Raw genomic sequence first — 14,014 nt, 5'->3', positions numbered from 1 at the left:
ACAGTGGGCCGTGGAACATCCAGGTCAGAGCAGCGGCGCACGGCAACCGATCGAGCTGCGCGTCCACTTGGTGTGTTCCCTGCGGACGTGGCGGGCGATCCGCAAGACGGTGATCAAGGCTATGTGTCCAGAGGGAACGGGCCCCCACACCTGCCGTGTCCCATGGATGGCTCGCTGAAACGGGTCACGAGCGGATCGTGAGGCGGGGGAGGAGGTCCAGGTGCTGGCGGGGGGCGGTCTCCGGGGTGGCGGCCGACAGACGGTCCAGGAGGAGGGCGGCCGCTCGCACGCCCACCTCGTGCTTGGCGGGTGCCACGGCCGAGAGGGGGACGTCGGCCATGCCGGCCACCTCGTCGTCGTACGTGATCACCGCCAGGTCCTCCGGTACCCGCACTCCGCGCGCCTGGAGCCGCGGGATCAGCATGATCGCGTCGGTGTCGCTGTGGACGAGGGCGGCGGTCACCCCGCCCGCCGTCACCGCCTCGCAGAGGTAGTCCAGCGTCCGGGCGAACATGTCCGCGTCCGAGAGCGGGCCCGGGCCGGCCGGCGGCCACGGCGGGGCCGGTTCCAGTCCGAGTGCGGACACGGCGGCCTCGTATCCGGCCCGCATCCGTGCCGTGGTCGGGGTCGTCCGGCTGGCGAGGGCGATCCGCCGGTGCCCCAGCTCCACCAGGTGCTGCACCGCGCGGGCCGCACCGTGCGCGTGGTCGGAGGCCACCCGGTCCAGTGAGGCCGCCGGATGCCCCGGCGGTGCCCAGCGTTCCACCAGTACCGTCGGAACCGGGAGTTCGGCAGTCCAGGCGCCCTCGCCGGGTCCCGGCGAACCGGCCTCCCAGTTCGGTGTCAGCAGCAGCCCGTGCGCCCCCGTGGACAGCAGCCGGTCCGCCTGCGTCCGGTCCTCGCCCGGCAGGTACCGGGTCAGTCCGACGGTCAGCCGCGCACCCCTTGCCTCGACCGCTTCGCGGGCCCCGCGGACGACATCGGCGTAGTAGTACTCGGTGGTCGGGACCACCATCCCGACCACCAGGCCCTCGGCAGCACCTCCGCCCGCGACGGCAGCGGCCGAAGGAGCCGGAGCCCGGCCCGGGTCCACTCGGCTGATCCCCCCGTGCATCCGCCGGATCTCGCCCCGCGCCGCCATCACCTCGACGTCCCGGCGCAGGGTGACGGGCGAGATGCCGAGCTCCCGGGCCAGGTCCGCCACGCGCACGGTGCCGCGTGCCCGGACGAGCTCGAGCACCTGTGCCTGACGCTGGTTCACGTGTCTTCTCAAGGTGTCCCCCTGCGGTCCGCCGGAGTGGCTGATGTCAGCGACATCATAGGGAATCGAATCGATCGATTCGATCGCATCCGATCAATTGGTCATTGACGGCTCGGACGGTGCGTTCATATATTCGGCGGCGTTCCGTACTTCTCGGCATCTCGGCCTCTCTCGGGAGTCAGCGCATGCTCACGTACGACCAGGACGGATTCCGGCGCGCGGGCCGCCCCCACCGCATCGTCTCGGGCGCCCTGCACTACTTCCGGGTCCATCCGGAGCTCTGGGAGGACCGGCTCACGCGCCTGCGCGCCCTGGGGGCGAACACCGTGGACACTTACGTCCCCTGGAACTTCCACGAGACCGCCCCCGGCAAGGCCGACTTCACCGGCTGGCGCGACCTCGGCCGGTTCCTGCGCCTCGCCCAGGACCTCGGCCTCGACGCCGTCGTCCGCCCCGGCCACCAGCAGCTGTTCGAGTGGGAGATCCGGCCGCTGCCGCTCACCGGCCCGACCGGCCTCGACCGGCTCGACTGGTCCGGGAACCGTGCCGCGGCCCGGCCGGCCGGACGTCCCGGCTTCCACCGCTTCACCCACGCGCTCGCCGACGGGCACGGGCCGGCCGACGCCTTCCTCGACCTGTCCGGCTGGGGGACCGGCCTGGTCTGGCTGAACGGCTTCCTCCTCGGTCACTACGACACCCCGCGCGGCCCGCAGCGCACCCTCTACGCTCCCGGACCCCTGTGGTGCGACGGCGAGAACGAGATCGTCGTTCTGGAACTGGAGCGCCCCGGCACCGAGCTGCCGCTGCGCGACCGGCCCGACCTCGGCCGCACGACGGTCGTCACGCTCCGGTAGCCCTGTCCCCCACCGGTCCCGAGGCAACCTGCGCCGCCCGATGCCCCTCCTCCCTGACGTAACGGTCGGGCGAGACACGGGGAGTCGGGGACATGAACAGCCGGATCTGCTGGATCAGCCGGATCAATCGGACCCGCGGGATCGGTCGCACCGCGCCCGCGGTCGCCTTCGTCGTATGCGCCGCGGCCCTGGCGGTCGGGTCAGCCGCCGCGCCGTCCTGGGCGAGCGGATGGGCCTCCGCGGAGCAGGACGGCCGTGCGGGGGAACTCGTACCGGTACTGGCCAAGGACGATCCGCAGCATCAGGCCCGCGTTCCCGAGGGGCGGCAGCTGCGCGTCGTCAAGGTGAGCAGCCCGGTCCTGACGGAGGAGGCGGAGGACAACCAGATCGGCTACAACGGCCGGTCCTACCTGGGCTGGGCGCGGATCAAGGCCGACGCGCGGCCCGGAGAGTATCCGCTCTCCGTCACCTTCGACTACGTGAACCCGCGCGACTCCGGGGACACCGCGGGGAGCCGCCCGTACGTCGCCGGAGGCGGCACGATCACCGTCGTGGCCGGGGAGGGGGACGGGGACGAGGAAGGCGGCAGCGCCGGCCGGCCCGAGGCCTGGGCCCTGGCCGGGGCCGCGGTGGCCGGGCTCGCGACACACGGTGCTCACGTCGCACGGCGCCGACGCCGTACCGCCGCCGAACCGGGCGGCCTAGACTGACCACTTGGTTGATCATGTACCCGACGAGTCTGAGGAACGAAACGCATGCGCTATCTCCCCCTGGGCAGTTCAGGTCTGCAGGTCTCCGCCGTCGGCCTCGGCTGTAACAACTTCGGTGGCCGGCTCGACGCCCAGGCCACCCGCGCCGTCGTCGACGCCGCCCTGGACGCGGGCATCACCCTCCTCGACACCGCCGACATCTACGGCAACGCGGGCGGCTCCGAGGTCCACCTCGGGCAGGCCCTCAAGGGCCGCCGCGACCAGGTCGTCCTCGCCACCAAGTTCGGCTACGACGGCGTGGACATGAAGTACGGGCCCGCCGCCGGATCCCGCGGCGGCCGTGCGTACATCCGGCGGGCCGTCGAGGAATCACTGCGCCGCCTCGACACCGACCACATCGACCTCTTCCAGTTGCACAGCCCCGACCCGGCCACCCCGATCGCCGAGACCCTGGCCGCGCTCACCGAGCTCGTCGCCGAGGGCAAGGTCCGCTACATCGGCCACTCCAACCTCTCCGGCTGGCAGCTCGCCGAGGCCGCCCACGTCGCCCGGGAGACCGGCTCGGTCCCCTTCGTGTCGGCGCAGAACGAGTGGTCGTTGCTGGAGCGGTCCGTCGAGCGCGAGCTGGTTCCGGCGGCCCTGCACTACGGCGTCGGCGTGCTCCCGTACTTCCCGCTCGCCAACGGCCTGCTGACCGGCAAGATCCGCCGCGGCGCACCCGTCCCGGCCGGCTCCCGCCTCGAAGGCCGCGACGCGTACCTCACCGACGAGCGCCTCGACGTGGTCGAAGCCCTGGCCGCGCTCGCCGAGAAGCACGACCGCACCGTCCTCGAACTCGCCATCGGCTGGCTCTCCGCCCAGCCCGGCTGCGCCTCCGTCATCGCGGGCGCCACCTCCGCCGAGCAGGTGCGCGCCAACGCGGCCGTCGCCGACCGACCGCTCGACGCCGAGCTGCTCGCCGAGATCGACGCGATCCCGGGGGCGCAGAAGCCGGAGTGACGGCCCGCGCAGGTCAGGCGGGCGCCCCCGTCAGGACGTCCACCTTGCCCGTGTCCAGCGAGTAGTAGGCGCCGACGACGGCCAGGGCGCCCTCCTTCACGAGGGGCGCCGGGTCGCCGTTGGCGCGCAGATCGTCGGCGGTGACCCTGATCTGGTTGTGGATCACGGTGTCGACGGGGTCGGCACCGGGGCTCTCGACGGTCAGCCTGTACGCCGGCTCCACCGCCTTCACGATCGCCTGGAGGTTCCCGGGCAGGGGTGCGCCGTCCTTGAGCGACTTGTAGGCGGCCTCGATGGCGCCGCAGCGCTGGTGCCCGAGCACCATGACCAGCGGAGTGCCGCCCGTCATGGGCCCGTATTCGACCGAACCGGTGACCACCGGGCCGATCGCCTGCCCGCCCGTGCGCAGCACGTACAGATCGCCGAGCCCGTTGTCGAAGACCAGTTCGGGCGCCACCCGGAGTCGATGCAGGACAGGACCACCCCGAACGGGTCCTGCGCCACGGCGACGAGCCGGCGCCGCTCGGGATCCCGGTCGGGGTGGTCGAGGTCCCCGCTCACCCAGCGCGCGTTGCCCGCCATCAGGCGCGCGTACGCGGCCCCGGGCGTGGCCGGGCGCGGCTCCGCGGCCGCGGCCGTCGCCCTCGGGGTGCTCGCCGACGAGCATCCCGCGAGCAGTGCGGCGGCGCCGGCCGCGAGGCCGCCGGTCAGCACGGTCCGCGGGCCGGACGTCCTGCTGTGTGCACGGGTGGCACCCCTCGGTCGTGATGACCGCGATTGTCCAGCGCGCCGGGGGCGAACGGACCGCAGCCACACGCGCGCGCCGCCGCATTGCCACAGACGGCTCACGGCGGCTCACGGCGGCTCACGGCGGCGGTCCGCCGCGCGGACTCAGGACACGATGTCCTTGCGCGAGAACCCGCGGAAGGCGAGGGCGAACAGCACCAGCGCGTACGACACCGACACCACCGCTCCCTTGACCATCCCGCCCCACTCCAGCTGCGGCTGCAAGGCGTCCGCCCATGCGAACTGCCAGTGCGCCGGCAGGAACTCGCGCCACGATCCGAGCGCCGTCACCGCGTCCAGCACATTGCCGACGATCGCCAGACCGACCGCACCGCCCACCGCACCCAGCGGCGCGTCCGTGCGCGTCGACAGCCAGAACGCCAGGCCCGCCGTCACCAGCTGCGACACGAAGACGAAGGCCACCGCCAGCGCGAGCCGCGGCACGGTGTCCCCGGCCGCCAGCGCCCCGCCCGCCGGGAGCTTCAGCGGCCCCCATCCGTACGCGGCCGTGCCCGCCGCCAGCGCGACCACCGGCAGCAGCACCATCGCGGCCAGGCTGAACCCCAGCGCCACCACCAGCTTGCTCCACAGCAGCCGCATCCGCGGCACCGGCGAGGCCAACAGATAGCGCAGCGAGGACCAGCTCGCCTCCGAGGCCACCGTGTCCCCGCAGAACAGCGCCACCGGCACCACCAGCAGGAACCCGGCCGAGACGAACAGACAGGTCGCGGCGAAGTTCGCGCCCGAGGCCGTGGCCGTGTCGATCAGGGTGACCCGACCGTTCCCGCCGTCCCGGCTGCCGGGACCGCCGCCCACCGCGAACGCGATCATCAGGATGAACGGCAGCGCCGCCAGCACCCCGCCCATGACCAGCGTCCGCCGCCGGCGCCACTGCCGCAGCGCCTCCACGCGCAGTGGCAGCGTACGGCTCGCCCGGTAGCCCGCGGCCACCTCCTGTACGGCGCTCACGCCGAACCTCCGATCAGGGTGAGGAACGCGTCCTCCAGTCGCCGGTGCGGCCCCACTCCGGTCACCGGCACCTCCAGCCGCACGAGTTCGGCGATCAGCCCCGCGGCCGTCGCGCCTTCGAGCTGTACGAGCAGCCCGTCGTCGGCGGTTACCACGGAACCCACTCCCTCCAGCGCCGCCACCTTCTCGACGCCCACCGAGTCCACCGGCTCGGCCAGGGTCACCAGCAGCGTGTCCCCGCCACCGGTGATCTCGGCCACCTCGCCCGCCGCGACCCGCTGTCCGCGGTCCATGACCACCAGGTGCGTACAGGACTGCTCCACCTCCGACAGCAGGTGGCTGGAGACGATGACCGTCCGCCCGCCGGCGGCGTAGCGGATCATCACGTCCCGCATCTCCCGGATCTGCGGCGGGTCCAGACCGTTCGTCGGCTCGTCGAGAATCAGCAGGTCCGGCATCCCGAGCATCGCCTGCGCGATCGCGAGGCGCTGGCGCATGCCCTGCGAGTACGTGCGCACCGCGCGCTCCAGCGCGTCGCCCAGCCCCGCGATCTCCAGTGCCTCCGCCATGTGCGAGTCCTCGGCCGGACGGCCGGTGGCCTGCCAGTACAGCTCCAGATTGGCGCGGCCCGTCAGGTGCGGCAGGAACCCCGCACCCTCCACGAACGCCCCGACCCGCGACAGCACCGGAGCGCCGGGCCGCACCGCGTGCCCGAACACCCGGATCTCCCCGGCGTCCGGCGAGATCAGCCCCATCAGCATCCGCAGGGTGGTGGTCTTGCCCGCCCCGTTGGGCCCGAGGAGCCCGAGCACCTGCCCCTTCTCCACCCGGAACGACAGGTCCCGCACCGCGTACCGGTCCTGCGCCTTCGCGTACCGCTTCGTCAGTCCGGTGATCTCCAGGGGTACGTCGGCCAGTGCGGGCTCCGGCTGCGCCGAGCCCGGCCGCGTCCCCGCGGCCCCCCGGCCGGTGCGCCGGATCCCGAGCAGCCCCGCGGCCAGCGCCGCCGCGCCCAGCGGCAGCCACCAGGTCCAGGCGGGCAGCCCGGCCGAGGCGGTCCGTACTCCGGTCGCGACGGGCACGGTCAGCGGGCCCTCCACGGAGACCGTGTAGGCGGCCGGCGCGGCCGGGGTTGCGTAGCCGAGGTCGGTGGCGGCGACCACCAGCCGCAGCCGGTGTCCGGCCGCGGCGGAGTGATCGATCGCGGGAAGCCTCAGCTGCACGCTCACACCCTGCTGCGCGTTGTCCACGCGCACCGGGGCGACGAGCTGACCGGGCAGCACCTGCTGCTGCCCGTCGGGCCCCACGTCGTACATCTTGCCGAACAGCACGGCCGCCCCGTCGGCAGCTGTCGACCTCACGTTCAGGGTTACGGTCGGGGTCCCGGTGACCTGTACGTCCTCGGTCAGCGGCGCCGACTCGAACCGGGCGTTCTGCCCGGGGAAATCCAGGGAGAGGCCGGCCCCGAAGGCGGCGAGCTGCCCGCCGATGCCGGGCAGCGAGGACAGGGCCGGAGGCGCGCCGCCCGCCGGATTGGCGAAGGTCTGCTCCCGTCCCGTCAGGGCGAACTGCCGCGGGCCGGAGACCAGCCCGGGGTAGCGGTCGCCGCTCGCGCCGCGCAGCGTCACCTCGCCGTCGGTGGAATCGATGCCGCCGGAGCGGGAGACCCGGAACGCCGGGCCGGTGTCCGCGCGCTCGTCCCCCTTCAGGTGGCGGTCGAACCAGGCCGCCACCCGGTCCTCGACGCGGTCCGCCTCGCGCATGCCGCCGTCGTGCCCGCCGGCCGCCCAGTCCACGGAGACGGGGGCCCCGTTCGCCGCGATGGCCCGGGCCATCGCGTCCGCCTGGTCCAGCGGGAAGAGGGAGTCGTCCTGGCCCTGCACGATCAGGGTCGCCACCTTGATCCGGTCGCCGACGGCCGAGGGGCTGCGCTGTTCCAGCAGGGCGCGCGCCTCGGGGTCGGGCTTCCCGGCCACGGCCACGCGTTCGTACATCGCGCAGAGCTCGGGCTGGAACCGGCCGCAGCCGGGAGCGGCCGACGGGTCCGGCCGACCGGGCCGGCCCTGCTGCATCCCGCCGGACGAGCCGGTGGTGAAGAAGATGCCGGACCACAGCTTCTTGAAGACGTCGTTCGGGAAGAGGGAGTCCGCGAGGTTCCAGTAGGTGATCTGCGGAGCGATCGCGTCCACCCGCCGGTCGTAGCCGGCGGCCAGCAGCGAGACCGCCCCGCCGTACGAGGCCCCGGACACGCCGACGCGCGGATCACCGTCCGCGTCGAGCCGCACCTCCGGCCGGGCCGCGAGCCAGTCGATCAGCCGGGAGACGTCCTTGACCTCGTTCTCGGGGTCGTTCAGCCCGATCCGGCCGCCGGAGTGGCCGAAGCCGCGCGCCGACCAGGTCATGACGGCGTAGCCGTCGCGCGCCAGCCGCTCGGCCTGTTCGCGGACATCGTCCTTGCTGCCGCCGAAACCGTGCCCGAGGAGCACAGCGGGACGTTTCTGCGCGCCGTTCCCGGCACCGCCCGCCGTGAAGTAGGAGGTGTCGACGGCGGCACCGGGCATGTCCAGGACCTGGTCCTGACGGTGCACGGCCGGGGCGTCGCCGGCCGCCGACGCGGCCGTCCACGTACCGGCCCCCGCCACGACGGCGAGCACAGCGGCGCCCGCGAGGAGGCGGTCCCGGCGGCGCCGGGGCATTCGGAGCTTCATACGGGCACCCTAAGCGCCGGGCAGCCGGCCTCCGAGCACCCACAGGGGGAACCCCCGACCTCCTCAGGGATTAGGCGGCCTCCCGCGTGTACCGCACCTGCGGTACACGCGCCCGACCCGCACCGTATGCCGACCTGCGCGGCGCGCCGTCCGGCGGGAGGATGGCCGCCCTCGTGCCCGAGAACGCCCGGGTCCGGCGCCTCGCTGTGGCGGATCCGAGCGCGCAGGCGACCGAGGCGGAGGAGTTCTGGTCCGATACCCTGCGCCGCGGCCACGAGGGGGTCGTGGTCAAGGCCCTGGACTCCGCCTACGCGGCCGGCCGCCGCGGCAGACACTGGCTCAAGGTGAAACCGGTGCACACCCTGGACCTCGTGGTCCTCGCCGCCGAATGGGGCCACGGGCGGCGCACCGGACTGCTCTCGAACCTGCACCTGGGGGCGAGGTCCGCCGACGGCACGTACGCCATGCTCGGCAAGACCTTCAAGGGGCTCACCGACGAGATGCTGCGCTGGCAGACCGGGGCCCTGCGCGCACTCGCGACCTCGGACGACGGCTTCACCGTGCGGGTGCGGCCCGAACTGGTGGTGGAGATCGCCTACGACGGCCTGCAGCGCTCCCCGCGCTACCCGGCCGGGGTGGCCCTGCGCTTCGCACGGGTACTGAGGCACCGCCCGGACAAGGACGCGGAGCAGGCCGACACGGTGGAAAGGGTGCTCGGGGAGGGGCGCGAGCCCTGACCGCCGGCCGGGGGCGCAGCAGCCGGGGAGATTTGCCTCAGAGGCAAACGAGATTGCCAGGAAGGCAAGACTCTGGCTCAATCGGGGCATGAAACCCGGTCCTGCCCCCGGCCCCGAAGACGCGGCCGACGAGCTGCCCGCCGTGGCGCCGCAACTGCGCGAACTGCGCCGCCGCGCCGGACTCACCCTGGAGGCCGCCGCCGCCCGGGCCCGGCTCTCGCCCGCCCACCTGTCCCGTCTGGAGACCGGTCGGCGCCAGCCCTCGCTGCCGCTCCTGCTCGGACTCGCCCGCACCTACGGTACGACGGTCTCCGAGCTGCTCGGCGAGACCCCCGCCGTCGCCGATCCCATCGTACGGGCCGGCGGGCCCGGCGCCCGCGAGGCCGACGGGTGGACGTACTGGCAGGCGGGCGGATCCGGCCGCGGCATGCAGGCGCTGCGCGTGCACGTTCCTCACGGTCGCAGCCAGGGCGAGCTGGTCCGCGTACACCCCGGCGAGGAATGGCTGTACGTCCTGGACGGGCGGTTGCGGCTGCACCTGGGCGAGGCCGAGTACCTGCTGGAGCCGGGGGACAGCGCGCACTTCGACTCGCTCACCCCGCACCGGATCGGCGCGGCCTCCTCCGGGGGCGCCGACCTGCTGTTCGTCCACACCCTGCTGCAGAGCAGCCTCGCCGGGCTGTGCCTCGGCGGGACCTCCACCACGCACCACCGATAGCCGAGGAGCCCCACCCATGTCCGAAGGAGAGAACCCCGTCACCGTACGGGCGCGCATCGAGGCCAAGTTCCCGCGCGGCCTGGTGATCCGGCTGATCGCCTACTTGTTCGTCGGCCACCTCTTCGCCTTCTTCGTCTACCTCCTCTTCGTCCTGGGGGCCCAGAACCAGTAACCCGCCGGGAAGAGGGACCACGAGGGCGCGGCGCGAGAGAGCGCCGCGAGACTCTAGGAAGTTGCAGGTCCTGTGGCTACCCTCCGCGCATGATTTCCACGGTTGTCTGGGGTACCGGCAACGTCGGCCGTCTGGCCATCCGCGCCGTCGAGGCCCATCCCGCGCTGAAACTCTCCGCCGTCATCGTCCACAATCCAGCCAAGGCCGGCCGCGACGCGGGCGAACTCGGCGGCCTCGACCACCTGTTGGGGGTCGAGGCCACCGACGACATCGAGGCCGTCCTGGCCACCCGCCCCCGGGCCGTGGTGTACGCCGCGTCCGGGGACATCCGCCCCGACGAGGCCCTCGCCGACATCACCCGGGCGATCCGGTCCGGCGCGGTCGTCGTCAGCCCCGCCCTCTATCCGCTCTACGATCACCGCAGTGCCCCGCCGGAGTTCCGCGATCCGGTGCTCGCCGCCATCGCGGAGGGCGGCGGCTCGCTCTTCGCCTCCGGGGTCGACCCCGGCTGGGGCAACGACGTGTTCCCGTTCCTGCTCAGCGGACTCGGCACCACCATCGACGTCATCCGCTGCCAGGAGATCTTCGACTACTCCACCTACGACCAGCCGGACTCCGTCCGCCACCTCGTGGGCATGGGCCACCCCATGGACTACGAGCCGATGATGCTCATGCCCTCGATCCCGACCATGGTGTGGGGCGGGCAGATACGGATGATGGCCCGGGCCCTCGGCGTCGAACTCGACGAGATCCGCGAGACGTCGGAGCGCCGCGCCCTCGACACCACCGTGACCACCCGGACCATGGGCGACTTCGAGGCCGGCACCCAGGGCGCGATCCGCTTCGAGGTACAGGGCATCGTCGAGGGCGAGCCCCGCATCGTCATCGAGCACGTCACCCGCATCCACGCCTCGTGCGCACCGGACTGGCCCGCGCCGCCCGACGGCGGCGACGGCGCCCACCGGGTCGTCATCGAGGGCCGGCCGCGCATCGAGGTCACCATCGAGGCCACCGACGAGGGCGAGAACCGCTCGGCCGGCGGCAACGCCACCGCCGTCGGCCGCCTCGTCGGCGCCATCGACTGGCTCACCGAGGCGGAACCCGGACTCTACGACGCCCTCGACATCCCGCTGCGCCCCGCCACCGGCAGACTCGGAAGGAAGACGTCATGAGGATCGACATCCCCGAAGGCCAGCACCCGATCGAGTACGTGTGGGGCGACATGGTCCCCGGCATAGGCATGGCCGCCGCGAACTTCTCCCTGTCGGTGTACGCCCACACCACCCTGGGCCTGCGCGAGTTCGAGGCGGCCCGGCTGCGCGTCGCGCAGATCAACGGATGCGTCTTCTGCCTGGACTGGCGCACCGAGCGGGAGGGGGAGAAGGTCGAGGAGGAGTTCTCCGAGGCCGTCATCGAGTGGCGCAGCACGGACCGCTTCGACGAGCGCACCCGGCTGGCCGCGGAGTACGCCGAGCGGTACACCCTGGACCACCACGGCCTGGACGACGAGTTCTGGGACCGGATGACCGCGCACTACAGCCAGTTGGAGATCGTGGAGCTGACGATGAGCATCGGGTCCTGGCTGGCCTTCGGCCGGCTCAACCACGTGCTCGGCCTCGACAGCGTGTGCGTGCTGCCCGGCCACTGAGCGGGGCGGGACGAGGAATGACGAGGGGCCGTTCGGTGAATCCGAACGGCCCCGGCCGCTGGGGGGAGGACGCGGCCCTACGGGAGGTCGGTTGCGATGATCTTCTCGATGTTGCGCTCGGCGAGCGCCGTGATGGTGACGAACGGGTTGACGCTGGCGTTGCCGGGGATCAGCGCTCCGTCGATCACGTACAGGCCGGTGTAGCCGTGCAGGCGCCCGTAGTTGTCGGTGGCCTTGTTCAGGACGGCGCCACCGAGCGGGTGGTAGGTGAGGGTGTCGTTCCAGATCTTGTTGCCGCCGAACAGGTCGGTCCGGTAGATCGTCCCCTCCTTCGAGTTGATCTTGTCGAAGATCGTCTTGGCCATGCTGATCGACGGCTGCTTCCAGGCGGTCTGCCAGCTGAGGCCGGCGGCGCCCGTCGCGGCGTTCCAGGTGAATTCGGCGCGGTTCGGGTTCTTCGTGATCGACAGGTAGAAGGAGGCGTACGTCTCGATCCCGGTGGGGAGCGGTGCGACCTCGGCGAAGGCGCCGCCGGCGTCCCAGTTGTCGATGCCGGAGCAGGGGATGGTCGACTGGAGCTTGCCGGTCGGGTCCCACAGGTGGTTGGCGCGGCCGCACATGACGTTGCCGTTCTCGCCCCAGCCCTTGCCGACCTCGTTGTTGAGGTTCGGCAGCGCCCCGGTGGCCTTCAGCTTGACCAGGAGCTTGCTGGTGCCGACGCTGCCGGCCGCGAAGAACACCCGGTCCGCGGTCACGGTCTTGGTGGCCACGGTGTCGCCGGTGGTGTTGATCTGGTCGATGGTGACCGTGTAGCCGCCGGCCGCGGCGGGGGACACCGAAGTGACCTTGTGCAGTGCCGAGATGGTGACCTTGCCCGTAGCCCTGGCCTGGGCGAGGTACGTCTGCACAAGCGACTTCTTGCCGTGGTTGTTGCCGTAGAGGATCTCGCCGGCCAGGGCGGACTTGGTGGCGGTGCCGGCGGCCTCCTGCTCCATGTAGTCCCAGTCGTACACGTCGGGTACGAAGGTCCAGGCGAAGCCGGAGCGCTGGGCGTGCTTGCGGCCGACACGGGAGAACTGGTAGCAGTCGGCGGTGTCGAACCACGCCGGGTCGACCATGCCCACCCCGAGACCCGCGTTGGCCCGCGGGTAGTAGGTCGCGTACATCTCGTCGGCGTCCACCGACGGGAGGACGGCGGCGAAGTTGGCGCGCTTGGGCGTGACCGCCATGCCGCCGTTGACCAGCGAACCGCCTCCCACGCCGCGGCCCTGGTAGACCGTGATGCCGGCGAAGTCCTCGGCGTCCAGGATTCCCGTGTACTTGGGGACGTCCTTGTCGATGGGGAAGCCGAGGAAGTTGCTGAGCGGCGCCTTGGTCCGGGTGCGGAGCCAGAACGACCGGTAGTCCGGGCTGGTCACCTTCGGGAAGATCTTGCCGTCCGAGCCGGGGGTGTCCCAGGACATGCCCATCTCGATCATCTGCACGTCCACGCCGGCCTGCGCGAGCCGCAGCGCCGCGACCGAGCCGCCGTAACCGGTGCCGATGACCAGCGCCGGTACGCGGGCGCCGTCGGCAAGGGGGCCGACGGCGGAAGCCGCCCGGGCCGGGGTGCTGTGGCCCGCCAGGGCCACAGCACCGAGAATAGAACTCGTTCTCCCTATAAATCCACGACGGGAAATTCCTCTGGGGTCATTTCCAGGCAGGGTTTTGCCACCCATGTGACGTTCCTCGCTCTCGGTGGAATGGGAACGAGTTCTACTGCCGGGTGCATGTGAAGTCACTACATACGTCTAGGTAACTTTCGGTCATCGTGCGGCCGGGGAGCGGTTTCCGGGCGCCGTATGCAGCCCAGGACGAGCACGGACGCGACCGCGGCGAGGGCGCACCAGGTGGAGGCGAATTCCAGCCGCCACAGCGCTGAGCAGGCCAGCGCCCCGGCTGCCAGCACCGCACCGAGGGCCCGCAGTCGTCGGTCCCCGGCGAGCAGCAGGGAGCCGAGCGCGGCGAACAGATAGCCCGTCAGCACGAGCGGCATCCACGGAACATTCACGCCGTAGCCGATGGTGCGGCCCCGGACCTCGGCGGTCACCGGCCGGGTCGCGAGGCAGTACGCGAGCACCGCGGCGGTGGCGAGACCCACGGCCACCCGCACCCACAGGCGGCGCCGGACCCCGGGCCCGGCCGCGAGCAGCACCCCCACCGGCACCCAGACCGGCAGCAGCGGCAGGGCGATCACGGCCCACGCCGTCGTGGCCGCGGAGCAGCCGCCGCCCGAACTCCAGACGGCGGCCTCCACCAGCTCGTGCGCGCCCAGCAGCAGGGGCAGTGCGGCGACCGGCAGATCGCGGGCCCGCCGGACGCGCGCCACGCACACGACTCCGACGGCGGCGATGGCCGTGCCCGCCGCCAGATCGGCCGTAGCGCTCCAGCACTCGGGGATCAGCCGGACCCG

13 protein-coding genes and 1 pseudogene are annotated in these 14,014 nt (G+C 72.5%); 8 read left to right on the top strand and 6 right to left on the bottom strand.

Translation table 11 applies throughout. From position 1 onward, the window contains the following. Window positions 1–184: 184 nt before the first annotated feature. Window positions 185–1,273, bottom strand: coding sequence for a substrate-binding domain-containing protein (locus tag OG332_RS02605; RefSeq protein ID WP_327411884.1), 1,089 nt, complete (start codon window positions 1,271–1,273; stop codon window positions 185–187). A 173-nt stretch (window positions 1,274–1,446) separates the two neighbouring features. Between OG332_RS02605 and OG332_RS47750 the strand changes: the two genes are divergently transcribed. The 3 genes from OG332_RS47750 to OG332_RS02585 all read left to right on the top strand — a co-directional run bounded on the left by OG332_RS47750 (window position 1,447) and on the right by OG332_RS02585 (window position 3,824). Continuing rightward, complete coding sequence (locus tag OG332_RS47750; protein WP_442816095.1) at window positions 1,447–2,115, top strand: beta-galactosidase; 669 nt, start codon at window positions 1,447–1,449, stop codon at window positions 2,113–2,115. A gap of 92 nt (window positions 2,116–2,207) precedes the next feature. Next, window positions 2,208–2,825: a hypothetical protein gene (locus OG332_RS02590; RefSeq protein WP_327411883.1), complete on the top strand. Its 618-nt coding sequence runs from the start codon at window positions 2,208–2,210 to the stop codon at window positions 2,823–2,825. Between the two features lie 45 nt (window positions 2,826–2,870). Continuing rightward, entirely contained in the window at window positions 2,871–3,824 is a 954-nt protein-coding gene (locus tag OG332_RS02585) for an aldo/keto reductase (protein ID WP_327411882.1), read from the top strand. Window positions 3,825–3,837: 13 nt separating this feature from the next. Here the strand turns inward: OG332_RS02585 and OG332_RS02580 are convergent, their stop codons facing one another. The 3 genes from OG332_RS02580 to OG332_RS02570 all read right to left on the bottom strand — a co-directional run bounded on the left by OG332_RS02580 (window position 3,838) and on the right by OG332_RS02570 (window position 8,287). Beyond that, window positions 3,838–4,281 (bottom strand): carbonic anhydrase, encoded by a 444-nt coding sequence (locus OG332_RS02580; RefSeq protein ID WP_327411881.1) that lies wholly within the window; start codon window positions 4,279–4,281, stop codon window positions 3,838–3,840. Between the two features lie 434 nt (window positions 4,282–4,715). Beyond that, on the bottom strand, window positions 4,716–5,579 hold the full coding sequence (locus OG332_RS02575) for an ABC transporter permease (protein WP_327411880.1): 864 nt from the start codon (window positions 5,577–5,579) through the stop codon (window positions 4,716–4,718). Beyond that, window positions 5,576–8,287, bottom strand: coding sequence for an alpha/beta fold hydrolase (locus tag OG332_RS02570; RefSeq protein WP_327411879.1), 2,712 nt, complete (start codon window positions 8,285–8,287; stop codon window positions 5,576–5,578). The genes OG332_RS02575 and OG332_RS02570 overlap by 4 nt, the downstream gene beginning before the upstream one ends. A 161-nt stretch (window positions 8,288–8,448) precedes the next feature. Here OG332_RS02570 and OG332_RS02565 point away from each other — a divergent pair. The 5 genes and pseudogenes from OG332_RS02565 to OG332_RS02545 form a co-directional block, all read left to right on the top strand. After that, window positions 8,449–9,024, top strand: a pseudogene (locus OG332_RS02565) (ATP dependent DNA ligase); the annotation flags it as partial. Window positions 9,025–9,112: 88 nt separating this feature from the next. After that, window positions 9,113–9,742, top strand: coding sequence for a helix-turn-helix domain-containing protein (locus OG332_RS02560; protein ID WP_327411878.1), 630 nt, complete (start codon window positions 9,113–9,115; stop codon window positions 9,740–9,742). Between the two features lie 16 nt (window positions 9,743–9,758). After that, window positions 9,759–9,914 (top strand): DUF6126 family protein, encoded by a 156-nt coding sequence (locus tag OG332_RS02555; RefSeq protein WP_327411877.1) that lies wholly within the window; start codon window positions 9,759–9,761, stop codon window positions 9,912–9,914. 89 nt (window positions 9,915–10,003) lie between these two features. After that, window positions 10,004–11,086, top strand: a complete 1,083-nt coding sequence (locus OG332_RS02550) for an NAD(P)H-dependent amine dehydrogenase family protein (RefSeq protein ID WP_327411876.1) — start codon at window positions 10,004–10,006, stop codon at window positions 11,084–11,086. Beyond that, on the top strand, window positions 11,083–11,562 hold the full coding sequence (locus tag OG332_RS02545; protein WP_327411875.1) for a carboxymuconolactone decarboxylase family protein: 480 nt from the start codon (window positions 11,083–11,085) through the stop codon (window positions 11,560–11,562). Before OG332_RS02550 ends, OG332_RS02545 begins: the two co-directional genes overlap by 4 nt. A gap of 77 nt (window positions 11,563–11,639) precedes the next feature. On the opposite strand, the gene OG332_RS02540 is transcribed toward OG332_RS02545, so the two are convergent. Then, window positions 11,640–13,280, bottom strand: a complete 1,641-nt coding sequence (locus OG332_RS02540; RefSeq protein WP_327411874.1) for a GMC oxidoreductase — start codon at window positions 13,278–13,280, stop codon at window positions 11,640–11,642. Window positions 13,281–13,342: 62 nt separating this feature from the next. Next, window positions 13,343–14,002: a DUF6629 family protein gene (locus OG332_RS02535; RefSeq protein ID WP_327419083.1), complete on the bottom strand. Its 660-nt coding sequence runs from the start codon at window positions 14,000–14,002 to the stop codon at window positions 13,343–13,345. Between the last annotated feature and the right edge of the window lie 12 nt (window positions 14,003–14,014).

Source organism: Streptomyces sp. NBC_01233 (genome assembly GCF_035989305.1).
Taxonomy (GTDB): domain Bacteria; phylum Actinomycetota; class Actinomycetes; order Streptomycetales; family Streptomycetaceae; genus Streptomyces.
This window is presented reverse-complemented; position numbering and strand designations above follow the sequence as displayed.